23 protein-coding genes and 1 pseudogene are annotated in these 24,538 nt (G+C 68.9%); 21 read left to right on the forward strand and 3 right to left on the reverse strand.

Translation table 11 applies throughout. The features are described from left to right. Positions 1–150 precede the first annotated feature (150 nt). The 15 genes from pgsA (at position 151) to ACH4EW_RS17375 (ending at position 15,823) form a co-directional block, all read left to right on the forward strand. Entirely contained in the window at positions 151–810 is a 660-nt protein-coding gene (gene pgsA / locus ACH4EW_RS17305) for a phosphatidylinositol phosphate synthase (protein WP_398257487.1), read from the forward strand. Beyond that, on the forward strand, positions 807–1,742 hold the full coding sequence (locus ACH4EW_RS17310) for a phosphatidylinositol mannoside acyltransferase (protein ID WP_398257490.1): 936 nt from the start codon (positions 807–809) through the stop codon (positions 1,740–1,742). The genes pgsA and ACH4EW_RS17310 overlap by 4 nt, the downstream gene beginning before the upstream one ends. Further along, positions 1,739–2,944, forward strand: coding sequence for a glycosyltransferase family 4 protein (locus ACH4EW_RS17315; RefSeq protein ID WP_398257493.1), 1,206 nt, complete (start codon positions 1,739–1,741; stop codon positions 2,942–2,944). Before ACH4EW_RS17310 ends, ACH4EW_RS17315 begins: the two co-directional genes overlap by 4 nt. 206 nt (positions 2,945–3,150) lie before the next feature. Beyond that, complete coding sequence (locus tag ACH4EW_RS17320) at positions 3,151–3,648, forward strand: hypothetical protein (protein WP_176740353.1); 498 nt, start codon at positions 3,151–3,153, stop codon at positions 3,646–3,648. A gap of 168 nt (positions 3,649–3,816) precedes the next feature. After that, positions 3,817–4,737, forward strand: a complete 921-nt coding sequence (gene pdxS, locus ACH4EW_RS17325; RefSeq protein ID WP_093898403.1) for a pyridoxal 5'-phosphate synthase lyase subunit PdxS — start codon at positions 3,817–3,819, stop codon at positions 4,735–4,737. Positions 4,738–4,743: 6 nt separating this feature from the next. After that, positions 4,744–5,337, forward strand: a complete 594-nt coding sequence (gene pdxT, locus ACH4EW_RS17330; RefSeq protein WP_398257496.1) for a pyridoxal 5'-phosphate synthase glutaminase subunit PdxT — start codon at positions 4,744–4,746, stop codon at positions 5,335–5,337. 61 nt (positions 5,338–5,398) lie between these two features. Beyond that, positions 5,399–6,151, forward strand: a complete 753-nt coding sequence (locus ACH4EW_RS17335) for a YebC/PmpR family DNA-binding transcriptional regulator (RefSeq protein WP_189543716.1) — start codon at positions 5,399–5,401, stop codon at positions 6,149–6,151. A gap of 124 nt (positions 6,152–6,275) precedes the next feature. Then, positions 6,276–6,851 carry a crossover junction endodeoxyribonuclease RuvC gene (gene ruvC / locus ACH4EW_RS17340; RefSeq protein WP_398257499.1) on the forward strand — a complete coding sequence of 192 codons (576 nt, stop codon included), beginning with the start codon at positions 6,276–6,278 and terminating at the stop codon, positions 6,849–6,851. Next, on the forward strand, positions 6,848–7,474 hold the full coding sequence (gene ruvA, locus ACH4EW_RS17345; RefSeq protein WP_398257502.1) for a Holliday junction branch migration protein RuvA: 627 nt from the start codon (positions 6,848–6,850) through the stop codon (positions 7,472–7,474). The genes ruvC and ruvA overlap by 4 nt, the downstream gene beginning before the upstream one ends. Before the next feature lie 84 nt (positions 7,475–7,558). Next, positions 7,559–8,632 carry a Holliday junction branch migration DNA helicase RuvB gene (gene ruvB / locus ACH4EW_RS17350; RefSeq protein ID WP_398257505.1) on the forward strand — a complete coding sequence of 358 codons (1,074 nt, stop codon included), beginning with the start codon at positions 7,559–7,561 and terminating at the stop codon, positions 8,630–8,632. Positions 8,633–8,796: 164 nt separating this feature from the next. After that, the gene (yajC, locus tag ACH4EW_RS17355) at positions 8,797–9,267 is read left to right on the forward strand and encodes a preprotein translocase subunit YajC (protein ID WP_398257507.1); all 471 of its coding nucleotides are present in this window, start codon (positions 8,797–8,799) and stop codon (positions 9,265–9,267) included. A gap of 146 nt (positions 9,268–9,413) precedes the next feature. Continuing rightward, entirely contained in the window at positions 9,414–11,150 is a 1,737-nt protein-coding gene (secD, locus tag ACH4EW_RS17360) for a protein translocase subunit SecD (protein ID WP_398257510.1), read from the forward strand. A gap of 1 nt (position 11,151) precedes the next feature. Continuing rightward, positions 11,152–12,252, forward strand: a complete 1,101-nt coding sequence (gene secF / locus ACH4EW_RS17365; RefSeq protein ID WP_398257513.1) for a protein translocase subunit SecF — start codon at positions 11,152–11,154, stop codon at positions 12,250–12,252. Continuing rightward, positions 12,252–12,806 (forward strand): adenine phosphoribosyltransferase, encoded by a 555-nt coding sequence (locus ACH4EW_RS17370; protein WP_398257516.1) that lies wholly within the window; start codon positions 12,252–12,254, stop codon positions 12,804–12,806. Before secF ends, ACH4EW_RS17370 begins: the two co-directional genes overlap by 1 nt. A gap of 443 nt (positions 12,807–13,249) precedes the next feature. Then, the gene (locus ACH4EW_RS17375; RefSeq protein WP_398257519.1) at positions 13,250–15,823 is read left to right on the forward strand and encodes a RelA/SpoT family protein; all 2,574 of its coding nucleotides are present in this window, start codon (positions 13,250–13,252) and stop codon (positions 15,821–15,823) included. 77 nt (positions 15,824–15,900) lie between these two features. Here the strand turns inward: ACH4EW_RS17375 and ACH4EW_RS17380 are convergent, their stop codons facing one another. Together ACH4EW_RS17380 and ACH4EW_RS17385 are read right to left on the reverse strand one after the other, a co-directional pair. Beyond that, positions 15,901–17,130 carry a DUF349 domain-containing protein gene (locus tag ACH4EW_RS17380; protein ID WP_398257521.1) on the reverse strand — a complete coding sequence of 410 codons (1,230 nt, stop codon included), beginning with the start codon at positions 17,128–17,130 and terminating at the stop codon, positions 15,901–15,903. A 201-nt stretch (positions 17,131–17,331) separates the two neighbouring features. Continuing rightward, on the reverse strand, positions 17,332–18,114 hold the full coding sequence (locus ACH4EW_RS17385; protein ID WP_398257523.1) for a peptidylprolyl isomerase: 783 nt from the start codon (positions 18,112–18,114) through the stop codon (positions 17,332–17,334). A gap of 149 nt (positions 18,115–18,263) precedes the next feature. Here ACH4EW_RS17385 and ACH4EW_RS17390 point away from each other — a divergent pair, with 149 nt between their 5' ends. The 4 genes from ACH4EW_RS17390 to ACH4EW_RS17405 all read left to right on the forward strand — a co-directional run bounded on the left by ACH4EW_RS17390 (position 18,264) and on the right by ACH4EW_RS17405 (position 22,706). Further along, positions 18,264–18,950 (forward strand): MBL fold metallo-hydrolase, encoded by a 687-nt coding sequence (locus tag ACH4EW_RS17390; protein WP_393695488.1) that lies wholly within the window; start codon positions 18,264–18,266, stop codon positions 18,948–18,950. Between the two features lie 13 nt (positions 18,951–18,963). Next, on the forward strand, positions 18,964–20,226 hold the full coding sequence (hisS, locus tag ACH4EW_RS17395) for a histidine--tRNA ligase (protein WP_398257526.1): 1,263 nt from the start codon (positions 18,964–18,966) through the stop codon (positions 20,224–20,226). Positions 20,227–20,641: 415 nt separating this feature from the next. Continuing rightward, the gene (locus ACH4EW_RS17400; protein ID WP_398257529.1) at positions 20,642–21,277 is read left to right on the forward strand and encodes a vitamin K epoxide reductase family protein; all 636 of its coding nucleotides are present in this window, start codon (positions 20,642–20,644) and stop codon (positions 21,275–21,277) included. A gap of 70 nt (positions 21,278–21,347) precedes the next feature. After that, positions 21,348–22,706, forward strand: coding sequence for a replication-associated recombination protein A (locus ACH4EW_RS17405; protein WP_398257532.1), 1,359 nt, complete (start codon positions 21,348–21,350; stop codon positions 22,704–22,706). A gap of 24 nt (positions 22,707–22,730) precedes the next feature. On the opposite strand, the pseudogene ACH4EW_RS17410 reads toward ACH4EW_RS17405, so the two are convergent. Then, positions 22,731–22,981: pseudogene (locus ACH4EW_RS17410) on the reverse strand (DUF2470 domain-containing protein); the annotation flags it as partial. Between the two features lie 188 nt (positions 22,982–23,169). Between ACH4EW_RS17410 and rpsD the strand changes: the two are divergent. Then, positions 23,170–23,784 carry a 30S ribosomal protein S4 gene (rpsD, locus tag ACH4EW_RS17415; RefSeq protein ID WP_398257535.1) on the forward strand — a complete coding sequence of 205 codons (615 nt, stop codon included), beginning with the start codon at positions 23,170–23,172 and terminating at the stop codon, positions 23,782–23,784. 312 nt (positions 23,785–24,096) lie between these two features. After that, the gene (locus ACH4EW_RS17420) at positions 24,097–24,534 is read left to right on the forward strand and encodes a DUF948 domain-containing protein (RefSeq protein ID WP_398257678.1); all 438 of its coding nucleotides are present in this window, start codon (positions 24,097–24,099) and stop codon (positions 24,532–24,534) included. Positions 24,535–24,538 lie beyond the last annotated feature (4 nt).

Genomic DNA, 24,538 nt, shown 5'->3' on the forward strand with positions numbered 1-24,538 from the left:
CGAGCTTTCCACTCAGGTCAGGTTGCGTCCATACGTCGTGCCCCGCGGCGCGACGCCGGGTGCCGGGACGGTGGAGTCCGGCAGGCGTGACTACGATGGGCCAGCCGGTGGCCGTAGGGGCCGCTCGGCCCACCGACCCTCGGGAAGGCCATGCTGAACAAGTACGCGCGTGCATTTTTCACGCGTGTCCTCACACCGTTCGCCGCACTGTTGCTCCGTCTCGGCGTGACCCCTGACGCGGTCACTCTGATCGGCACGGCCGGGGTGGTGGCAGGTGCGCTGGCCTTCTTCCCGATGGGGGAGTTCTTCTGGGGCACGATCGTCATCACGATCTTCGTCTTCTCCGACCTCGTCGACGGCAATATGGCCCGGCAGGCCGGTATTTCCAGCCGCTGGGGCGCGTTCCTGGACTCGACCCTGGACCGGGTCGCCGACGGGGCGATCTTCGGCGGGTTCGCGCTCTGGTACGCGGGCAACGGCGACGACAACGTGATGTGCGCGGTCGCGATTTTTTGTCTGGCGAGCGGCCAGGTGGTTTCGTACACGAAGGCGCGCGGCGAGTCGATCGGGCTGCCGGTCGCGGTCAACGGTCTTGTGGAGCGCGCCGAGCGGCTGGTCATCTCGCTGGTCGCGGCAGGACTGGCGGGTCTCCACAAGTTCGGTGTCCCCGGGATCGAGATCCTGCTGCCGATCGCGCTGTGGATCGTCGCCGTGGGCAGCCTGGTGACGCTCGTGCAGCGGGTCGTGACCGTGCGCCGCGAGTCCGCTGAGGCAGATGCCGCGGACCGGGGGAGCGGGGCCGTACAGTGAGCGGCGCACCGGGTGACACGCAGTCCGGCCTGCGGGACCGGCTGACCGACGGGTTGTACGGGCTCGGCTGGACCGCCGTCAAGAAGCTCCCCGAACCGGTCGCCCGGTCCCTCTTCCGCACCATCGCCGACCAGGTGTGGAAGCGGCGGGGCAAGGGTGTACTGCGGCTGGAGTCGAATCTGGCGCGGGTCGTGCCCGGTGCGTCCCCGGCCCGGCTCGCCGCGCTCTCCAGGGCCGGGATGCGCTCGTACATGCGCTACTGGATGGAGTCGTTCCGGCTGCCCACCTGGAGTCCGGCGCGGATCAAGGCGTCGATAGACGTGACAGACGCGCACCGGCTGACCGACGGACTGGACGCCGGCCGCGGCGTCATCCTCGCTCTGCCGCACCTGGGGAACTGGGACCTGGCCGGAGCCTGGGTCACCACCGATCTCAAGGTGCCCTTCACCACGGTCGCCGAGCGGCTCAAGCCCGAGACGCTGTACGACCGGTTCGTGGCCTACCGCGAGGGGCTCGGCATGGAGGTCCTGCCGCACAGCGGCGGCGCCGCCTTCGGCACCCTGGCACGGCGGCTGCGCGCGGGAGGGCTGGTCTGTCTCGTCGCCGACCGTGATCTGTCGGCGTCCGGCGTCGAGGTGACATTCTTCGGGGACACCGCACGCATGCCCGCCGGGCCGGCGCTGCTGGCCCAGCAGACCGGGGCGCTGTTGCTGCCGGTGACGCTCTCGTACGACGACACGCCTGTGATGAAGGCGCGTGTCCATGCGCCGGTCGAGGTGCCCCAGTCAGGCAGCCGTGCGGAGAAGACGTCCTTGATGACACAGGCGCTGGCCGATGCCTTCGCCGTCGGAATCGCCGAGCATCCGGAGGACTGGCACATGCTGCAACGCCTCTGGTCGGCCGATCTGGAGAACCGGGAGGACCGACCATGAAGATCGGCATCGTCTGCCCGTACTCCTGGGACGTACCGGGCGGTGTGCAGTTCCACATCCGGGACCTGGCCGAACACCTGATCCGTCTGGGACATCAGGTGTCGGTGCTGGCACCCGCCGACGACGAGACTCCGCTGCCGCCGTACGTGGTCTCGGCGGGCCGGGCCGTGCCCGTCCCGTACAACGGCTCCGTGGCCCGGCTGAACTTCGGCTTCCTCTCGGCCGCCCGGGTGCGCCGCTGGCTGCACGACGGCACTTTCGACGTGATCCACATCCATGAGCCGACCTCGCCGTCGCTGGGGCTGCTCGCCTGCTGGGCGGCGCAGGGGCCGATCGTCGCCACGTTCCACACCTCCAACCCGCGCTCCCGGGCCATGATCGCTGCGTACCCGATCCTGCAGCCCGCGCTGGAGAAGATCAGCGCGCGCATCGCGGTGAGCGAGTACGCACGCCGGACCCTGGTCGAGCACCTGGGCGGTGACGCGGTCGTCATCCCGAACGGGGTCGATGTCGGCTTCTTCGCCGGGGCCGAGCCCAAGACCGAGTGGCAATCGGAGGGGGCGCGAAGCTCGCTCGAAGGCGGCGGGAGACGGGAGGGCGGCACGATCGGCTTCATCGGGCGTATCGACGAGCCACGCAAGGGCCTGCCCGTGCTGATGAGGGCGCTGCCCTCGATCCTCGCCGCGCGTCCGGACACCAGGCTGCTGGTGGCGGGCCGCGGTGACGAGGAGGAGGCCGTCGCCTCACTGCCCGAGGAGATGCGCGGGCGCGTCGAATTCCTCGGCATGGTGAGCGACGAGGACAAGGCGCGGCTGCTGCGCAGCGTCGATGTGTACGTCGCGCCCAATACGGGGGGCGAGAGCTTCGGGATCATCCTGGTCGAGGCCATGTCGGCCGGCGCGCCGGTGCTGGCCAGCGATCTGGACGCGTTCGCGCAGGTCCTGGACCTGGGCGCGGCGGGCGAACTCTTCGCCAACGAGGACGCGGACGCGCTGGCGTCGGCGGCGGTCCGGCTGCTCGGTGACCCGGAGCGGCGCAAGGAGCTGCGCGAGCGGGGAACCGCGCACGTGCGGCGCTTCGACTGGTCGACGGTCGGGGCGGACATTCTCGCGGTGTACGAGACGGTGACGGACGGCGCGGCGTCGGTGGCGGCCGACGAACGCACGGGCCTGCGCGCACGCTTCGGGCTGGCGCGCGATTAGACCGACCGGCACATGCGGGGCGCCGGTTCGACCCCGTCCGGCGATTGAGGACCGGCGTCGGGGCAGCGCCCCGGCGGCAGCCGATCCCGCCCGCGTCCGCCCCGTGCCCGGGGCCGGACGGTCACACCGCCTGCGCGCCGAAGGTAGCCTTGCCGCCCGTGATCGAAACCCTCATCTGGATCGCCGTCGTGATCGTCGCGATCGGTATGTACCTCAGCTGGACCGCAGGGCGGCTGGACCGGCTGCACACCCGTATCGACGCCGCCCGCGCCGCCCTCGACGCGCAGCTCCTGCGCCGCGCCTCGGTCACGCAGGAACTGGCGACCTCCGGTGTCCTCGACCCGGCCGCGTCCATCGTGCTGTACGAGGCCGCGCACGCCGCCCGCCAGGCGGAGGAGGAGAACCGCGAGGTCGCGGAGAGCGAGCTCAGCACTGCGCTGCGCGCGGTGTTCGGTGAGACGGCGCAGGTGGAGTCCGTGAAGGAGATCCCCGGCGGCGAGGAGGCGGCGTTCGAACTCGCCGCGGCCGTGCGCCGTGTCCCGATGGCCCGGCGGTTCCACAACGACGCGGTGCGCGCTGCGCGTGCGCTGCGCCGGCACCGTACGGTGCGGTGGTTCCGGCTGGCCGGGCACGCCCCGTTCCCGCTGGCCTTCGAGATGGATGACGAACCGCCTGTCGCCCTGGCGGACCGCCCCGTCAGCTGACGCGGGGACCACACGCGTACGTGACCGGCCTCACAACTCGTCCTGAACGCGTGCAAAACGATCCACCGGCCTTTCATTGGCCCTTGCTGCGGACTGGTCGCGGAGAGTTTGCTCAGCACTGCACCAACCAGCGCTTTCAGCAACTCTTTCTCCGAGTGAGGTCGATCCGTGTCCACGCTTCCCACCACCCCGCAGTCCGCCGACTCCCCGGCCACCGGCACCGCCCGCGTCAAGCGCGGCATGGCCGAGCAGCTCAAGGGCGGCGTCATCATGGACGTCGTCAATGCCGAGCAGGCCAAGATCGCCGAGGATGCCGGCGCCGTGGCAGTCATGGCCCTGGAGCGGGTGCCGGCCGACATCCGTAAGGACGGCGGCGTGGCCCGGATGTCGGACCCGAACATGATCGAGGAGATCATCGAGGCCGTCTCCATCCCGGTGATGGCGAAGTCTCGCATCGGACACTTCGTCGAGGCCCAGGTCCTGCAGTCCCTCGGTGTCGACTACATCGACGAGTCCGAGGTCCTCACCCCGGCCGACGAGGTCAACCACAGCGACAAGTTCGCCTTCACCACCCCGTTCGTCTGTGGCGCGACCAATCTGGGCGAGGCTCTGCGCCGTATCGCCGAGGGCGCGGCCATGATCCGTTCGAAGGGCGAGGCCGGCACCGGAAACGTCGTCGAGGCGGTCCGTCACCTGCGCCAGATCAAGAATGAGATCGCCCGGCTGCGCGGCTACGACAACAACGAGCTGTACGCCGCCGCCAAGGAGCTTCGCGCCCCGTACGAGCTGGTCAAGGAGGTCGCCGAGCTCGGCAAGCTGCCCGTCGTGCTGTTCTCCGCCGGCGGCGTCGCCACCCCCGCCGACGCCGCGCTGATGCGCCAGCTCGGCGCCGAGGGCGTCTTCGTGGGCTCCGGCATCTTCAAGTCCGGCGACCCGGCCAAGCGTGCCGCCGCCATCGTGAAGGCCACCACCTTCTACGACGACCCGAAGATCATCGCGGATGCCTCCCGGAACCTGGGCGAGGCCATGGTCGGCATCAACTGCGACACCCTGCCCGAGGCCGAGCGCTACGCCAACCGTGGCTGGTAATCACTGATGACCGACACCCCTGTGATCGGAGTCCTGGCTCTCCAGGGCGACGTACGGGAACACCTGATCGCCCTGGCCTCGGCGGATGCCCTGGCCAGGCCGGTCCGGCGTCCCGAGGAGCTCGCCGAGGTCGACGGCCTGGTCATTCCCGGTGGCGAGTCCACCACGATGTCCAAGCTGGCTTCCCTGTTCGGCATGCTGGAACCGCTGCGCGAGCGGGTACGGGACGGGATGCCGGTCTACGGCACCTGTGCCGGAATGATCCTTCTCGCCGACAAGATCCTCGACCCGCGCTCGGGCCAGGAGACGGTCGGCGGCATCGACATGATCGTGCGCCGTAACGCCTTCGGGCGGCAGAACGAGTCCTTCGAGGCGGCCGTCGAGGTCGCAGGTATCGAGGGTGGCCCGGTCGAGGGCGTGTTCATCCGCGCCCCCTGGGTGGAATCGGTCGGCGCGCAGGCCGAGGTGGTGGCGGAGCACGGTGGCCACATTGTCGCCGTACGTCAGGGAAACGCCCTGGCGACGTCATTTCACCCGGAACTGACCGGGGACCATCGCGTTCACGCGTTGTTCGTGGAGATGGTGCGCGCAGTCGGGTGACTCGATCCCGGTAGGATCTCTCGGGTTCGAATCGTTTTTGGTGACGCGAAGGAGAAGGCAGATGTCCGGCCACTCTAAATGGGCTACGACGAAGCACAAGAAGGCCGTGATTGACGCCAAGCGCGGCAAGCTCTTCGCGAAGCTGATCAAGAACATCGAGGTAGCGGCCCGTACCGGCGGTGTGGACCCCGATGGAAATCCGACCCTTGTGGACGCGATCCAGAAGGCGAAGAAGAGTTCCGTACCGAACAAGAACATCGACTCCGCGGTCAAGCGCGGTGGCGGTCTCGAAGCGGGCGGCGTCGACTATCAGACGATCATGTACGAGGGCTATGGCCCGAACGGTGTCGCGGTGCTCATCGAGTGCCTCACCGACAACCGCAACCGTGCCGCGTCCGACGTGCGTGTCGCGATGACCCGCAACGGCGGTTCGATGGCCGACCCGGGTTCGGTCTCGTACCTCTTCAACCGCAAGGGCGTCGTGATCGTCCCCAAGGGTGAGCTGACCGAGGACGACGTCCTGGGCGCCGTGCTCGACGCGGGCGCCGAGGAGGTCAACGACCTCGGTGACACCTACGAGGTCGTCAGCGAGGCCACCGACATGGTCGCGGTCCGTACCGCGCTCCAGCAGGCCGGCATCGACTACGACTCCGCCGAGGCCAACTTCCTGCCGACCATGCAGGTCGAGCTGGACGAGGAGGGCGCGCGCAAGATCTTCAAGCTGATCGACGCGCTGGAGGACAGCGACGACGTACAGAACGTCTTCGCCAACTTCGACGTATCGGACGAGGTCATGGAGAAGGTGGACGCCTGAGCCGGGCTCAGCGCAGCCTTCGCGGACGGGCCGACGGGGACACACCCCGTCGGCCCGTCGCATTGTCAGTGCGAGCCGATAGCCTGCGGGAACAGTTGACCGATCGGTACGGAGGGGGCCTTCCATGCGGGTACTCGGCGTCGACCCGGGGCTGACCCGGTGCGGTGTCGGCGTCGTCGAAGGTGTCGCCGGCCGGCCCCTGACCCTGCTCGGCGTCGGAGTCGTGCGTACCCCGGCCGATGCGGAGCTCGGCCACCGGCTGGTGGCCATCGAACGCGGCATCGAGGAATGGCTCGATGAGCACCGGCCCGAATTCGTTGCCGTGGAGCGGGTGTTCAGCCAGCACAACGTCCGTACGGTGATGGGCACCGCCCAGGCCAGTGCGGTCGCCATGCTCTGCGCGTCCCGGCGCGGCATACCGGTCGCCCTGCACACCCCCAGCGAGGTCAAGGCGGCCGTCACCGGCAGCGGCCGCGCCGACAAGGCACAGATAGGAGCCATGGTCACCCGGCTGCTGAGGCTCGCCGCCCCGCCGAAACCCGCCGACGCGGCCGACGCCCTCGCGCTCGCCATCTGCCACATCTGGCGCGCCCCCGCCGTCAACCGCCTCCAGCAGGCACACGCGGCTGCCGCGGCAGCCGCCCGTGCCCCGCGCGTTCCCCGTACACCCGCAGTTCCCGTCCGGAAGGTCCCCCGATGATCGCCTTCGTCAGCGGCCCCGTGGCCGTACTCGCCCCGACCACGGCCGTGATCGAGGTCGGCGGCATCGGTATGGCCGTCCAATGCACGCCAAACACTCTCGCAGGCCTCCGGATCGGCAAGGAGGCCAGGCTGGCCACCTCCCTCGTCGTGCGGGAGGACTCGCTCACCCTCTACGGCTTCGCCGACGACGACGAGCGGCAGGTCTTCGAGCTGCTCCAGACCGCCAGCGGAGTCGGGCCCCGGCTTGCCCAGGCCATGCTGGCCACCCACAGCCCGGACGCCCTGCGGATCGCGGTCGCGGGCGGTGACGAGAAGGCGCTCACCGCCGTCTCCGGCATCGGCAAGAAGGGCGCGCAGAAGCTTCTCCTCGAGCTGAAGGACAGACTCGGTGAGCCCGTCGGCGCCCACATCGGCCGACAAGGCATTGGCACCGCCGTCACCTCTTCCTGGCGCGATCAGCTGCAGGCCGCTCTGATCGGTCTCGGCTACGCCACCCGGGAGGCCGACGAAGCGGTCACCGCTGTCGCCCCGCAGGCCGAGGCGGCCCTGGCGGAGGGCGGGCAGGCCCCCGTGCCGCAACTGCTGCGCGCCGCGCTGCAGACGCTCAACCGCGCGCGCTGACCGGAGCGCGTCACCCCCGGGGGAGACCCCGACACCGGGCCGGGCACCGCACGGCACCGAAACACCCGAGGCGGGACAGACTGAATGAACTGGGACGAGACCGGACCCGACACCGACGCGCGGCTCGACGAGCGCCTCGTCGACGCCGGCGCGGACGGCGAGGACACCGCGGTCGAAGCGGCGCTGCGGCCGAAGGACCTCGACGAATTCGTCGGCCAGGAAAAGGTCCGTGAACAGCTCGACCTGGTCCTCAAGGCGGCCAGGGCCCGCGGCGCCACCGCCGACCATGTCCTGCTCTCCGGCGCCCCCGGTCTCGGCAAGACCACCCTCTCCATGATCATCGCGGCCGAGATGGGCGCGCCGATCCGGATCACCTCGGGCCCCGCCATCCAGCATGCGGGTGATCTTGCCGCGATTCTCTCCTCACTCCAGGAGGGCGAAGTTCTCTTCCTGGACGAGATCCACCGCATGTCGCGGCCCGCCGAGGAGATGCTCTACATGGCGATGGAGGATTTCCGGGTCGATGTCATCGTCGGCAAGGGCCCCGGAGCCACCGCCATCCCGCTGGAACTGCCGCCCTTCACCCTGGTCGGCGCCACTACCAGGGCCGGACTGCTGCCGCCCCCGCTGCGCGACCGTTTCGGCTTCACCGGCCATATGGAGTTCTACGCCCCCACCGAACTGGAACGCGTCATCCACCGCTCCGCCCGCCTCCTCGACGTGGCGATAGACGCGGACGGCGCCGCCGAGATCGCCGGACGTTCTCGCGGTACCCCCCGTATTGCCAACCGGCTGCTGCGCCGTGTCCGGGACTACGCCCAGGTCAAGGCCGACGGACGGATCGACCGCGCTGTCGCCTCCGCCGCCCTCGGGGTGTACGAGGTCGACGCGCGCGGCCTCGATCGGCTGGACCGGGCGGTGCTGGGCGCCCTGCTGAAGCTCTTCGGTGGCGGCCCCGTCGGGCTGTCCACCCTCGCCGTGGCCGTGGGCGAGGAGCGCGAGACGGTCGAGGAGGTCGCGGAGCCCTTCCTGGTGCGGGAAGGACTGCTGGCCAGGACGCCGAGGGGGCGTGTCGCAACACCCGCGGCCTGGGCCCACCTCGGCCTCGTACCTCCCCAGCACGGCGGAAAGGGACAACAGGGCCTGTTCGGGGCGTGATGCGTCACAGGTTCACCCGGACAGGAACCACCGAGCGATGTCGGGCGTTGTTCCATCGATGCGGACTCCCTTAGACTCCGCCGATGCCGTCCTTATAGGCGGTGTACCCACCCCCGAAGATCAGGCCGCTGTCTCAGCGCGGTCGTGCGAAGGAAACTCGTCCCGTGAATCCCCTGTCTTTCCTCCCTTTCATCGTGCTCATCGGGGCCATGTTCCTGATGACGCGGTCCGCCAAGAAGAAGCAGGCGGCTGCCATCCAGATGCGCAATGAGATGCAGCCCGGCACCGGCGTCCGGACGATCGGGGGCATGTACGCCACCGTCAAGGAGGTTCACGACGACACGGTTCTCCTTGAGGTCGCACCCGGTGTCCACGCCGTCTACGCCAAGAACGCCGTCGGCGCCGTCCTCGACGACGAGGAGTACAACCGCATCGTCCACGGCGACGGCGAGGACGCCTTCGACGTCGACGGCGCGGTCGTGCCGGACGACGCCTCGTCGCTGACTGACGCCGACGCCGACGAGGACACCTCGGACGACGCCAAGATCGACCTGGGCAAGAAGACCGAGTCCGACGACGCCGAGTCCGACGAGAAGTCCGAGAGCAAGACCGACGGCGAGGCCGGCTCGAAGTAGCCCACGACCCGGGGATGCCGTGAGCCCACCGGCATACGGCACTCCCCGGACCGTGCGATCTTCTGCGGGGGCGGGTCCCCACTACACTTCGTGGCCGCTCGGGCGCGTACCCGGCGCGGGGCGGTTGGACAGGGAGAAACGAGAAGGTGGCAGCACCGAAGAAGAGCCGGGGGCCGGCCGGCGGTCAGGGCAGGCCGGGGCGTTCCCTGGCTCTGATCCTGATCGTCATGGTCGCGCTCACCGGCGGGATGTTCCTGGCTGATCAGCCGACCCCGCGACTGGGCATCGACCTGGCGGGCGGCACGTCCATCACGCTCGAGGCGCAGAGCGAGCCGGGCCAGGAATCGGCGATCAACAAGACCAACATGGACACCGCGGTCCAGATCATGGAACGCCGTGTCAACGGTCTGGGCGTCAGCGAGGCCGAGGTCCAGACACAGGGCGATCGCAACATCATCGTCAACATCCCCAAGGGCACGGACTCCGCCCAGGCCCGTGAGCAGGTCGGCACCACCGCCAAGCTCTACTTCCGGCCGGTGCTGACCGTCGCCCAGGGCACGCCCACCCCCGCGCCCAGCACCTCGTCGTCCGGCAAGCCCAGCCCGTCCGCGAGCCCGAGCACCTCGGCATCGGGCAAGGGGAATGCCTCTGCGACGCCGGACGCGAGTGCCTCCACACAGGGCCGCGCAGTCACCGACGGCCTCAAGGCCGACTCCACGCCGAACCCCAAGGCGAGCAACTCCGCCGCCGCCACGCCGCCGCCCTCCGCCGAGGACCAGGCAGCCGCCACCAAGCTGCAGAAGCAGTTCGCGGAGCTCGACTGCTCCAGCAAGGCGTCCCGCGCCAAGGCCGCACAGGGCGCCAAGCCCACCGACACGGTCGTCGCGTGCAGTTCCGAGGGCGACGCCAAGTACGTCCTGGGCCCGGCCGAGGTGTCCGGCACAGAGGTCGACAACGCCAAGGCCGGCTTCGACCAGCAGCGCGGCATGTGGGTCGTCAACATGGAGTTCACCAAGAAGGGCTCCAAGGAATTCCAGGCGATCACGCAGAAGCTCTCCACGCTGCAGTCCCCGCAGAACCAGTTCGCCATCGCGCTGGACGGCGAGGTCGTCTCCGCGCCCCAGGTGAACACGACGCTCAGCGGTAGCGCCGAGATCTCCGGCAGCTTCACCCAGCAGTCCGCCGAGGACCTGGCCAACGTGCTCTCCTACGGTGCGCTCCCGCTCTCCTTCAAGGAGGCGAGCGTCACCACCGTCACCCCCGCGCTCGGTGACGAGCAGCTCCGGGCGGGTCTGATCGCCGGCGCCATCGGCCTGGCCCTGGTGGTCATCTACCTGGTGGCCTACTACCGCGGACTGGCGTTCATCGCGCTCGTAAGCCTGCTGACCTCCGGCATCCTGACCTACACGATCATGTCGCTGCTCGGCCCGGCCATCGGCTTCGCGCTGAACCTCCCGGCGGTCTGCGGCGCCATCGTGGCCATCGGTATCACCGCGGACTCCTTCATCGTGTACTTCGAGAGAATCCGCGACGAGATCCGTGACGGCCGTACACTCCGCCCGGCCGTCGAGCGCGCCTGGCCGCGTGCCCGGCGCACCATCCTGGTCTCCGACTTCGTGTCGTTCCTCGCCGCGGCCGTCCTCTTCGTCGTCACCGTCGGCAAGGTCCAGGGCTTCGCCTTCACGCTGGGTCTCACCACCCTGCTCGACGTGGTCGTGGTGTTCCTCTTCACCAAGCCCGTCATGACGCTCATGGCCCGTACGAAGTTCTTCTCCAGCGGTCACCCGTGGTCCGGTCTGGACCCGAAGCGGCTCGGCGCCAAGCCACCGCTGCGCCGCTCGCGCCGTGTCAACGCCCTCACCGACCACCCGAAGGAGGCGTGAGATGTCGCGACTCGGCACTCTCGGCGCCCGTCTCTACCGCGGCGAAGTCGGCTACGACTTCATCGGCAAGCGCAAGATCTGGTACGGGATCTCGATCCTGATCACCATCACGGCCATCGTCGGCCTGGCGGTCAGCGGCCTGAACATGGGCATCGAGTTCAAGGGCGGCGCCGTCTTCACCACCCCGAAGACGAGCGTCAGTGTCGCGGAGGCGGAGGACCTGGCCACGGAGGCCTCCGGCCACCAGGCGATCGTCCAGAAGCTCGGCAACGGCGGTCTGCGTATTCAGGTCAGCGAAGTCGACACCGCGAAGTCCGACCAGATCAAGGAGAAGCTCTCCAAGGACCTCGACGTCCCGCCGGAGAAGATCGCCGCCGACCTGGTCGGCCCCAGCTGGGGTGAGCAGATCGCCAACAAGGCCTGGACAGGCCTCGGCATCTTCATGGTTCTCGTGGTGATCTACCTGGCCATCGCCTTCGAGTGGCGCATGGCGATCGCGGCCCTGGTCGCACTGATCCACGACATCACCATCACGGTCGGGGTCTACTCCCTGGTCGGCTTCGAGGTCACCCCGGGCACCGTGATCGGTCTGCTGACCATTCTCGGCTACTCCCTCTACGACACGGTCGTCGTCTTCGACAGCCTCAGGGAGAGCACGCACGACATCACCAAGCAGACCCGTTGGACGTACAGCGAGATCGCCAACCGCTCGATCAACGGCACGCTGGTCCGCTCCATCAACACCACCGTCGTGGCCCTGCTCCCCGTCGCCGGTCTGCTCTTCATCGGCGGCGGCGTCCTCGGCGCCGGCATGCTGAACGACATTTCGCTGTCGCTGTTCGTCGGCCTCGCGGCCGGTGCGTACTCCTCGATCTTCATCGCCACCCCGCTCGTCGCCGACCTCAAGGAACGCGACCCGCAGATGAAGGCCCTGAAGAAGCGGGTCCTCGCCAAGCGTGCGGCAGCCGCCGCCAAGGGCGAGTCCGCCGAGGACGAGCAGCCGGACGACGACTTCCCGGAGGACGCCGCACCTGCCGCCGCGGTCGTCGGCCAGCGCCAGCAGCCCCCCAGGGGCCGCGGCCGGACCCCGGGGAAGCGCTGATGACCGGCAGCACCACCGAAAGCACGAGGGAACTCCTGCTCAGCCGGATCCGCGACGTGCCGGACTACCCGAAGCCGGGCGTGACGTTCAAGGACATCACCCCGCTGCTCGCGGACCCGACGGCGTTCACGGCCCTCACCGACACCCTCGCGGAGCTGTGCGTACGCCACGGCGCCACGAAGATCGTCGGCCTTGAGGCACGCGGCTTCATCCTGGCCGCGCCTGTCGCGGTCCGGGCGGGGATGGGATTCGTTCCCGCGCGCAAGGCGGGGAAGCTCCCCAGGGCCACGCTGCGGCAGGCGTACGACCTCGAGTACGGCACCGCGGAGATCGAGATCCACGCAGAGGACCTCTGTGCCGACGACCGGGTCATGGTCATCGACGACGTCCTCGCCACGGGTGGCACCGCTGAGGCGTCGCTGGAACTCATCCGGCGGGCCGGTGCCCAGGTCGCGGGCGTCGCGGTCCTGATGGAGCTCGCGTTCCTCGCCGGCCGGGCCCGGCTGGAGCCCGCCTTGGCGGGCGCACCGCTCGAGGCGCTCAGCCAGGTCTGAGAACCCCCGACCCTGAAACGGGTGCCCCAAGGATTTTCCTTGGGGCACCCGTTTCGCGTCTGCGAAAAGTTTTCGGGCGTAAAAGCAGCTCGGAACAACCTCAAATGGTGCACCGATCGAGCTGTCATTCGATTGGATCCTGCCGATGACGCCGACCAGGCATCCCAACAGAAGAATCCGCATCCCAACAGAAGAATCCACTGACGATTTCATGCAAGATCGCCACGGTCAGGGCCTGCGCGGTGCCCCGCTGGAGGTTCCGGTCACGGTCTGAGCAGCAGCGGACCATACATGGCAACGGCTCATGCGCGAAGTACGGGCACCCGGGAACAACCTGGTGCCCTTCAGGCGTTGTGACAGCTCTCACGCTCCCCGGGGGAGGACCGGCCACAGGATCGATACGATGGCCTTTCCGGGAGTCCGGATCCGCACGAGGAGCACTCTTGCCGAACGAGGCCCAGCCAGTCGCCGCCCCGCAGCCTGACAAGCCGGTGGCGGTGCGAGCCGCGCCCGGGAAGAATCAGGCCGCGGAGAAGCCGAAGCCCCCGGGCCCCGGGCCCGGCGCGGGCCCGGAGCGGGCCGGTGCCCCGGCGCTGCGGCCCGCGGCCGCTTCGCCCGCCCAGCCGGCCGCGCCCGCCTCCCAGGCCGTGTCCGCGCCGAAGCCACCGGCGAAGCACACTGCGAAGCCGGTCACCCCACCCGCTCCCGCAACCCGCTCCGGCGGCTCCTCCAGCCGGGTACGGGCCAGGCTCGCCCGCCTCGGTGTGCAGCGCTCCAGCCCGTACAACCCGGTGCTCGAACCGCTGCTGCGCATCGTCCGCAGCAACGACGCCAAGATCGAGACCGCAACGCTGCGCCAGATCGAGAGCGCCTACCAGGTGGCCGAGCGCTGGCACCGCGGCCAGAAGCGCAAGAGCGGCGACCCGTACATCACGCACCCGCTCGCCGTCACGACGATCCTGGCCGAGCTGGGCATGGACCCGGCGACGCTGATGGCCGGACTGCTGCACGACACGGTCGAGGACACCGAGTACGGCCTGGACACCCTGCGCCGGGACTTCGGCGACCAGGTCGCCCTGCTCGTCGACGGTGTCACCAAGCTGGACAAGGTCAAGTTCGGCGAGGCCGCACAGGCCGAGACCGTACGCAAGATGGTCGTCGCCATGGCCAAGGACCCCAGGGTCCTCGTCATCAAGCTCGCCGACCGGCTGCACAACATGCGCACCATGCGCTACCTCAAGCGGGAGAAGCAGGAGAGGAAGGCCCGCGAGACGCTTGAGATCTATGCCCCGCTGGCACACCGCCTGGGCATGAACACCATCAAGTGGGAGCTGGAGGATCTCGCCTTCGCGATCCTCTACCCCAAGATGTACGACGAGATCGTCCGCCTCGTCGCCGAGCGGGCCCCCAAGCGCGACGAATACCTCGCCATAGTGACCGACGAGGTCCAGGCCGACCTGCGCGCCGCCCGGATCAAGGCCACCGTCACCGGCCGGCCGAAGCACTACTACAGCGTCTACCAGAAGATGATCGTGCGGGGCCGGGACTTCGCCGAGATCTACGACCTGGTGGGCATCCGCGTCCTCGTCGACACCGTCCGCGACTGTTACGCGGCGCTCGGCACCGTGCACGCGCGATGGAATCCGGTACCCGGCCGGTTCAAGGACTACATCGCGATGCCCAAGTTCAACATGTACCAGTCGCTGCACACCACGGTGATCGGTCCCAGCGGCAAGCCCGTCGAGCTGCAGATTCGTACGTTCGACATGCACCGCCGCGCCGAGTACGGCATCGCCGCGCACTGGAAGTACAAGCAGGAGGCCGTCGCGGGCGCCTCCAAGGTGCGTACCGACGTACCCAAGAACACCGGTCGAGGCCAGGACACCGTCAACGACATGGCCTGGCTGCGCCAGCTCCTGGACTGGCAGAAGGAGACCGAGGACCCCAGCGAATTCCTGGAGTCGCTGCGCTTCGACCTCTCCCGCAACGAGGTCTTCGTCTTTACGCCCAAGGGCGACGTCATAGCGCTCCCCGCGGGTGCGACGCCGGTCGACTTCGCGTACGCCGTGCACACGGAAGTCGGCCACCGGACCATAGGAGCACGCGTCAACGGGCGGCTCGTACCGCTCGAATCGACCCTCGACAACGGCGATCTGGTGGAGGTCTTCACCTCCAAGGCGGCCGGCGCCGGACCCTCCCGGGACTGGCTGGGCTTCGTCAAGTCGCCCCGCGCCCGCAACAAGATCCGCGCCTGGTTCTCCAAGGAGCGCCGCGACGAGGCGATCGAGCAGGGCAAGGACGCCATCGCGCGTGCCATGCGCAAGCAGAACCTGCCGATCCAGCGGATCCTGACCGGCGACTCCCTGGTCACCCTTGCCCACGAGATGCGCTACCCCGACATCTCGTCGCTGTACGCGGCGATCGGCGAGGGCCACGTGGCCGCGGCCGGTGTCGTACAGAAGCTTGTCCAGGCGCTCGGAGGCGAGGACGCCGCCAAAGAGGACCTCGTGGAGAGCGCGCCGCCCTCCCGCAGCCGCCAGAAGCGCCGCTCCAACGCCGATCCGGGTGTCGTCGTCAAGGGCGTCGAGGACGTCTGGGTCAAACTGGCCCGCTGCTGTACGCCGGTCCCCGGCGACCCGGTCATCGGCTTCGTCACCCGTGGCAGCGGCGTCTCCGTGCACCGCGCCGACTGCGTCAATGTCGACTCGCTGTCGCAGCAGCCGGAACGGATCCTGGACGTCGAGTGGGCGCCCACCCAGTCCTCCGTCTTCCTGGTCGCCATCCAGGTCGAGGCACTGGACCGGTCGCGACTGCTCTCGGACGTCACCCGTGTCCTGTCCGACCAGCACGTCAACATCCTGTCCGCGGCCGTCCAGACCTCCCGGGACCGGGTGGCCACCTCGCGCTTCACTTTCGAGATGGGCGACCCGAAGCACCTCGGACACGTGCTGAAGGCGGTACGGGGCGTGGAGGGCGTCTACGACGTCTACCGCGTCACCTCGGCCCGCAGGCCCTGACCGACGACCTCGGGCATACGCAAGGCCCCCTGTGCGCGTCCCTCGGGGCGCGCACAGGGGGCCTTGTCACAAGCCGGTCAGCCGCCGAACTCCTCCAGGCCCTTCAGCGCCTGGTCCAGCAGTGCCTGCCGGCCTTCGAGCTCCTTGGACAGCTTGTCGGCCCGGGCATTGTTGCCCGAGGCGCGGGCCGTGTCGATCTGCGTACGCAGCTTGTCCACGGCCGCCTGCAGCTGACCGGTCAGACCCGCGGCGCGCGCACGCGCCTCCGGGTTCGTCCGGCGCCACTCCGACTCCTCCGCCTCCTGGAGCGCCCGCTCCACCGCGTGCATCCGCCCCTCGACCTTCGGGCGGGCGTCACGCGGCACGTGGCCGATGGCCTCCCAGCGCTCATTGATGGCCCGGAACGCGGCTCTGGCCGCCTTCAGGTCCTGCACCGGCACCAGCTTCTCGGCCTCGACCGCGAGCTCCTCCTTGAGCTTGAGGTTCTCGCCCTGCTCCGCGTCCCGCTCGGCGAAGACCTCGCTGCGGGCGGCGAAGAATACGTCCTGAGCACCGCGGAAACGGTTCCACAGGTCGTCCTCGGCCTCGCGCTGGGCGCGGCCCGCCGCCTTCCACTCCGTCATCAGGTCGCGATAGCGGGCGGCCGTCGCTCCCCAGTCCGTGGAGCCGGAGAGCGACTCGGCCTCGACGACCAGTTTCTCCTTGGCCTTGCGGGCCTCCTCGCGCTGGGCGTCCAGCGAGGCGAAGTGGGCCTTGCGGCGCTTGGAGAACGCCGAGCGGGCGTGCGAGAAGCGGTGCCACAGCTCGTCGTCCGACTTGCGGTCGAGCCGCGGCAGGCCCTTCCACGTGTCGACGAGCGCACGGAGACGCTCGCCCGCTGAGCGCCACTGCTCGCTCTGCGCCAGCTCCTCTGCCTCGGTGACCAGCGCCTCCTTGGCTTGCTTCGCCTCGTCGGTCTGCTTCGCCTTCTGGGCCTTGCGCTCCTCGCGCCGCGAGTCGACCGTCGCCACCAGCGCGTCGAGCCGCTTGCGCAGCGCGTCGAGGTCACCGACGGCGTGATGTTCGTCCACCTGCAGACGCAGATGCTCGATGGCGGTCGTGGCGTCCTTGGCCGACAGATCAGTGGTCTTCACCCGCCGTTCGAGGAGGCCGATCTCGACCACAATGCCCTCGTACTTGCGCTCGAAGTAGGCCAGAGCCTCCTCGGGGGAACCCGCCTGCCACGATCCGACGACCTGCTCGCCATCGGCTGTACGCACGTACACGGTGCCCGTCTCATCGACGCGGCCCCACGGGTCGCTGCTCACAGCGCCTCCTCCACCTGATGCCTGCGAGAGGGTTCGCCCCCCTGGCATCGTCCACAGTTTCCTGGGGCGGGCAGCGCCCGCCCTGCACAACGCCAATCTAGGCGACCGGCCGCCCGGCTGTCCGCACTCAGCGCGGCCGAAAATAATCCGGCCCGCGCTTCGCCGTCATCACCGGCCGACCGGTCCGGCCGTCCTGGCCGGTCACGACTTGTCGACAGCGGCCTTCGAGATGTCCACGGCCTTCTTGGGCGCACCGTCAGGGGCACCGCCGGCCACGCCCTCGGCGCCGACGTCCTTGACGGCCTTCAGCGAGGCATCGTCCATCGTGCCGAACGGGGTGTAGGTGGGCGGCAGTTTGCTGTCCTTGTACACCAGGAAGAACTGGCTGCCACCGGAGTGCGGCTGGCCGGTGTTCGCCATCGCCACCGTGCCCGCCGGATAGGTCACCGTGCCGTCCTTGCCCGCCTTGCCCAGCGCGGTCAGGTTCTCGTCCGGGATCGTGTAGCCGGGGCCGCCCGTGCCGTCGCCCTTGGGGTCACCGCACTGCAGGACGAAAATGCCCTGCGTGGTCAACCGGTGACACTTCGTACCGTCGAAGAAGCCCTTGTCGGCCAGAGACTTGAACGAGTTCGTGGTGTGCGGCGTCTTCGCCGCGTCCATCGTGAACGCGATGTCGCCCTGGCTCGTCTTGAGCGACATCGTGTACTTCGACTTCTTGTCGATCTTCATCGCGGGCTCGGGCACGCTCTTCTCGCTCGCGGACGGCGAGGCCGACGAGCTCGCGGCCGCATCGCTCTTGTCCTTCTTGCCGTCGTCGTCGAGGGCGAGATACGAGCCCACTCCGACGATCGCCGCCACGGCCACCACGGACGCGATGACGATTGTCAGACGCCTCGTCCTGCGGCGGGCCTCCTCCCGGCGCTGCTGCTGCCGCTCGAACTTCTCCCTGGCGAGCTGCCGCCGCCGCTGATCGCTGCTGACCACCGGGTGATCTCCTTGTAGGTCGTGTGATGAGGCCTGGGCTGCCCCGTACCGTATATGGGTTAGCTGTGGAATGAGGAGCGCCGGTAGGCTCTGAACTGCCGCGACCTTCTCAGCCGCAATCCATCGTCGGACGACCATTAAGGACGATCGTGCTCATTGCCGGGTTCCCCGCCGGGGCCTGGGGGACCAACTGTTACCTGGTCGCCCCGGCCGCAGGCGAGGAGTGCGTGATCATCGACCCGGGCCACCAGGCCGCATCCGGAGTCGAGGAAGCACTGAAGAAGCATCGGCTGAAGCCTGTCGCCGTCGTACTGACGCACGGCCACATCGACCATGTGGCCTCGGTCGTCCCGGTGTGCGGCGCGCACGACGTCCCTGCCTGGATCCACCCGGAGGACCGGTACATGATGAGCGACCCGGAGAAGGCCCTCGGCCGCTCCATCGGGATGCCGCTCATGGGCGAGCTGACGGTGGGGGAGCCGGACGATGTCAAGGAGCTGAGTGACGGCGCCCAGCTGTTGCTGGCCGGTCTGGAGTTCGGTGTCGCGCATGCGCCCGGCCATACCAAGGGGTCGGTGACGTTCAGGATGCCCGAGGCCGCGGATGTTCCGCAGATCCTCTTCTCGGGCGACCTGCTCTTCGCCGGCTCCGTCGGACGCACCGACCTGCCCGGCGGCGACCACGCCGAGCTGCTCGAGTCGCTGGCCCGTGTGTGCCTGCCGCTCGACGACTCGACCGTGGTGCTGTCCGGCCACGGCCCCCAGACGACCATCGGCCGCGAGCGCGCCTCGAATCCGTATCTGCACGGTATGGACGCGCCCCGACGAGGAATGTGACGAGAGAAACCCCGTGAGCACCTTCAAGGCCCCCAAGGGCACGTACGACCTGACCCCGCCCGACTCCGCGAAGTACCTCGCGGTGCGCGAGGCGATCGCCGCGCCCCTGAAGAACTCCGGCTACGGCTACATCGAGACGCCCGGCTTCGAGGACGTCGCCCTCTTCTCGCGCGGTGTCGGTGAGTCCACCGACATCGTGACCAAGGAGATGTACACCCTCACCACCAAGGGCGGCTCCCAGTTGGCGCTGCGCCCCGAGGGCACCGCGTCCGTGCTGCGCGCCGCTCTGGAGGCCAACCTCCACAAGCTCGGCAACCTGCCTGTGAAGCTCTGGTACTCAGGCTCGTACTACCGCTACGAGCGCCCGCAGAAGGGCCGCTACCGGCACTTCTCGCAGGTCGGTGCCGAGGCGATCGGCGCCGAGGACCCGGCGCTGGACGCCGAGCTGATCATCCTTGCCGATCAGGCGTACCGCACGCTCGGCCTGCGCAACTTCCGCATCCTGCTCAACTCGCTGGGCGACAAGGAATGCCGCCCCGTCTACCGCGACGCGCTCCAGGGCTTCCTGCGCGACCTGGACCTCGACGACGACACCCGCCGCCGCGTCGAGATCAACCCGCTCCGGGTCCTCGACGACAAGCGGCCCGAGGTACAGAAGCAGCTGTCCGGCGCCCCGGTGCTGCGCGACTACCTGTGCGACGCGTGCAAGGCGTACCACGAGGAGGTGCGCGATCTGCTCTCCGCGGCAGGTGTGGTGTACGAGGACGACGAGAAGCTGGTCCGCGGCCTCGACTACTACACCCGCACCACCTTCGAGTTCGTCCACGACGGACTCGGCTCGCAGTCCGCGGTGGGTGGCGGCGGCCGCTACGACGGCCTTTCCGAGATGATCGGCGGCCCGGCGCTCCCGTCGGTCGGCTGGGCGCTCGGCGTGGACCGTACGGTGCTCGCGCTGGAGGCGGAGGGCATCGAGCTCGAACTGCCCGCGGCCACCAGCGTCTTCGCGGTACCCCTTGGCGAGGAGGCCCGGCGGGTGCTCTTCGGGATCGTCACACAGCTGCGCCGCGACGGTGTGGCGGCGGACTTCGCGTACGGAAACCGCGGCCTCAAGGGTGCGATGAAGAGCGCGAACCGGTCGGGGGCGCGGTTCACGATCGTCGCGGGTGAGCGGGACCTGGCCGAGGGCGTCGTCCAGCTCAAGGACATGGAGTCCGGAGAGCAGACCGCGGTACCCCTGCCGGACGTCGCCGAGGCGATCCGCGGGCGCCTGGCCTGAGTGAATTGCCCCGGGAGGGAGTCTCCGGGGCGCAGGACGGACTGGAACACCGGCCCGTCCTGCGACCCGGAGCGCAGGGTTCACCGGCCCAACCCGGTCAGCCGTCGCGCCGACCGCAGTCGTGCGGCAGCGGGGCAAGCGCGTCACCGTCTCGCGTAACGTCAACTCAGCGGGCTCGGATTCATCCTGCCAGGCGACTTCGCCCCGGGAACGCCAACGGCGGTCGGTGGAAGCAGAGTCCACGCCGAGCGCCGACCGATCCCTTCGTCGCGGCTGCGTCTCGCGGACCCGCGTGTTCCGTGCCGGCCGTGTGCAGAATTTTGCGTACACCTTTATGTCCATCGAACAGAAGGCCAGCGGTGCGGTGCGGCACAATGACCGTGCCCAGCAGGCCACTCACTGATGGAACGGCGATATGACGACTGCAGCGGTTGACCGTCCCTCCTCCGACCAGGACGAGGACGGCAGGAAAAGAACCATCGGAGGCAGTCGGGCGTTCGCACTGCTGCTGGTGATCACGGGCGCGGCCGGCCTCATTGCCGCCTGGGCCATCACCATCGACAAGTTCAAGCTGCTGGAGGACCCCAACTTCACGCCGGGCTGCAGTCTCAACCCGATCGTCGCATGCGGCAACATCATGAAGAGCGAGCAGGCGTCCGCCTTCGGGTTCCCCAACCCGATGCTCGGTCTGGCCACCTACTCAGTGATCATCGGAATCGGTCTGGCGCTGCTCGCGGGCGCCCGCTTCCGCAGCTGGTACTGGCTCGGAATGAACGCCGGCACGCTGTTCGGCGTCGGCTTCTGCACCTGGCTCCAGTACCAGTCGCTCTACAACATCAACTCGATCTGCCTGTGGTGCTGCCTGGCCTGGGTCGCCACGATCGTCATGTTCTGCTACGTGACCAAGCACAACATCGAGCACCGGATCATCCCCGCGCCGAACTGGCTGCGCAACGGACTGACGGAGTTCCACTGGGTGCCGCCGGTCCTGTGGATCGGCATCATCGGCATGCTGATCCTGACCCGCTGGTGGGACACCTGGACCAGCTGACCCGGCCGGCCGCCCCTGCCGGGCGACCGGTCCGGCAGGGCTGTCAGTGCCGTGACATAGGCTTCAAAGCGTGGAGCCCGACCTATTCACCGCAGCCGCCGAAGACCGCCAGGAGAAGGACCCGTCCAGCAGCCCACTGGCTGTCCGGATGCGTCCGCGCACCCTCGACGAGGTCGTCGGTCAGCAGCATCTGCTCAAGCCGGGCTCGCCGCTCCGACGCCTCGTCGGCGAGGGGAACGGCGGGCCCGCAGGTCCGTCGTCGGTGATCCTCTGGGGCCCGCCGGGCATCGGAAAGACGACTCTGGCGTACGTGGTCAGCAAGGCCACCAACAAGCGCTTCGTCGAACTTTCCGCGATCACCGCGGGCGTCAAGGAAGTGCGGACCGTCATCGAGGGCGCCCGCCGCGCCACCGGAGGCTACGGCAAGGAGACCGTCCTCTTCCTCGACGAGATCCACCGCTTCTCCAAGGCGCAGCAGGACTCGCTGCTCCCGGCGGTGGAGAACCGCTGGGTGACGCTGATTGCCGCGACCACCGAGAATCCGTACTTCTCGATCATCTCGCCGCTGCTGTCGCGCTCGCTGCTGCTCACCCTGGAATCGCTCACCGACGACGATCTGCGCGGCCTGCTGCAGCGAGCCCTGACCGACGAGCGCGGACTCGGCGGCACGGTGGCGCTGCCGAGCGACGCCGAGGCACATCTGCTGCGCATCGCGGGCGGCGACGCCCGGCGGGCGCTCACGGCGCTGGAGGCCGCGGCCGGTGCGGCGCTGGCCAAGCAGGAGAAGGAGATCACCCTCCTTACCCTGGAGGAGACCGTCGACCGTGCCGCCGTCACATACGACCGGGACGGCGACCAGCATTACGACGTGGCGAGCGCGCTCATCAAGTCGATCCGCGGCTCCGATGTGGATGCCGCGCTGCACTATCTGGCCCGGATGATCGAGGCGGGGGAGGACCCCCGGTTCATTGCCCGGCGGCTGATGATCTCGGCCAGCGAGGACATCGGTCTCGCCGACCCCACGGCACTGCCCACCGCCGTCGCGGCCGCCCAGGCGGTCGCCATGATCGGTTTCCCCGAGGCAGCGCTCACCCTGAGCCATGCCACGATCGCCCTGGCCCTCGCCCCCAAGTCCAATGCGGCGACACTGGCGATCTTCGCCGCTCAGGAGGACGTACGGAAGGGGCTCGCGGGCCCCGTCCCGGCCCATCTGCGTGACGGCCACTACAAGGGTGCCGCCAAGCTCGGCCATGCCCAGGGCTATGTGTATCCGCACGATGTCCCCGGTGGTATCGCCGCCCAGCAGTACGCCCCGGACGCCGTACGCGACAAGCACTACTACCAGCCCACTCGCTACGGCGCGGAGGCGCGCTACGCGGATGTGGTGGAGCGGGTCCGCGAGCGGCTCTCAGGCACGTCCGCCGACTGAGAGGACGCGCAGGGGCCATTCCCCGTGCGGTACGCAGACCGGGGCGACGTCCGTGATCTCCAGCACGACGGCCGGGTCGTCGCCCTCGGCGTCTGTCGCGGCCCGTACGGCCGGGGAATCAGCGGGGAGTTCGAGGAACAGATCCTCATCGGGGCCACGTTCCTGGTCAGGGGCCTCAGCCGGTCCGAGCCGCGCGCGTCCGGCCCGGCGATGAGCAGTGCCGACGAAGAGGTATTCTGTACGCGAGTTCGTGTGCGCTCGGCTGCTGACGGCATCCGAGTGATTTCAAGCCCGCCGGGACGCGGCTGACCACGATCTGATCGGTCCTCCGTCGTATCGGCACCCTGAGGGGTGTCGACGCTGTCAGTGCTGTCCGTGACGTGTGTGGTGTTCCCCGGGCGAGACATGCGATCTCCTCAAATAAGGTGAGCCTAACCTAACCTACAATGGAGGTCTGGAGAACGTGCCTAACCAGTCGCGTCCCAAGGTCAAGAAGAGCCGCGCGCTCGGCATTGCGCTGACGCCGAAGGCCGTCAAGTACTTCGAGGCCCGCCCCTACCCGCCGGGCGAGCACGGCCGTGGCCGCAAGCAGAACTCGGACTACAAGGTCCGTCTGCTGGAGAAGCAGCGTCTGCGTGCCCAGTACGACATCAGCGAGCGCCAGATGGCGCGTGCCTACGACCGTGCCAAGAAGGCCGAGGGCAAGACGGGCGAGGCGCTCGTCGTCGAGCTCGAGCGTCGTCTCGACGCCCTGGTCCTGCGTTCGGGTATCGCCCGCACCATCTACCAGGCCCGCCAGATGGTCGTGCACGGTCACATCGAGGTCGACGGCCGCAAGGTCGACAAGCCGTCCTTCCGTGTCCGTCCCGACAACATCGTGACGGTCCGCGAGCGCAGCCGCGACAAGCACCCCTTCCAGGTTGCCCGCGAGGGTGGTTACGCCCCCGACGGCGAGACTCCGCGCTACCTGCAGGTGAACCTGAAGGCCCTGGCCTTCCGCCTTGACCGGGACCCGAACCGCAAGGAAATCCCCGTGATCTGCGACGAGCAGCTCGTCGTCGAGTACTACGCCCGCTGATCCAGGCGTACCCGCTCTCACCAGCGCTCAGGCCCGCCCCTTCCCGATGTATGGGAGGGGGCGGGCCTGAGCGTTCTGGGGCGTCGCGTGAAACACGTAAAGTGCCGGTACGGATGCTCTCCGTGCAATCCCCCTGCGGCAACTGCGGTTCTGCCGCCGGTAATGCGGTACGGGGTGCGACCGCGGGCGCGATAGGCTCGGGAGACGACGATCGGCTGTTGCAACAGCGGTCGCCGGAGCGAGCAGAGACAGACCGAGACAGTACAGAGACAGCAACAAGTCAGAGAGCGGTGCACTGTGTCCGGTGGAGAGGTGGCCGGGATCCTGGTGGCCGTCTTCTGGGCGATCCTGGTTTCGTTCCTCGCAGTCGTACTGGTGAGGCTGGCCCAGACGCTCAGGGCGACCACCAAGCTCGTGGCGGACGTGACCGAGCAGGCAGTCCCGCTGCTTGCCGACGCCTCTGCCACCGTGCGCTCCGCGCAGACGCAGCTCGACAAGGTCGACGCGATCGCCACGGACGTCCAGGAAGTCACCTCGAACGCCTCGGCGCTCTCCACCACCGTCGCCTCGGCCTTCGGTGGCCCGCTCGTCAAGGTCGCCGCGTTCGGCTACGGGGTACGACAGGCCATCGGCCGCAAGACCAATCCGGAACCGGAACCTGCCCGTCGTACGGTGATCGTCGGCCGCACCGTGCCGGCCGCGCGCGGCAGGAAGCGCGACGGCAGAAACTCCCGCGGATCGAAGGACTGACGCA

The organism is Streptomyces sp. NPDC018000 (assembly GCF_044328025.1).
Lineage (GTDB): Bacteria > Actinomycetota > Actinomycetes > Streptomycetales > Streptomycetaceae > Streptomyces.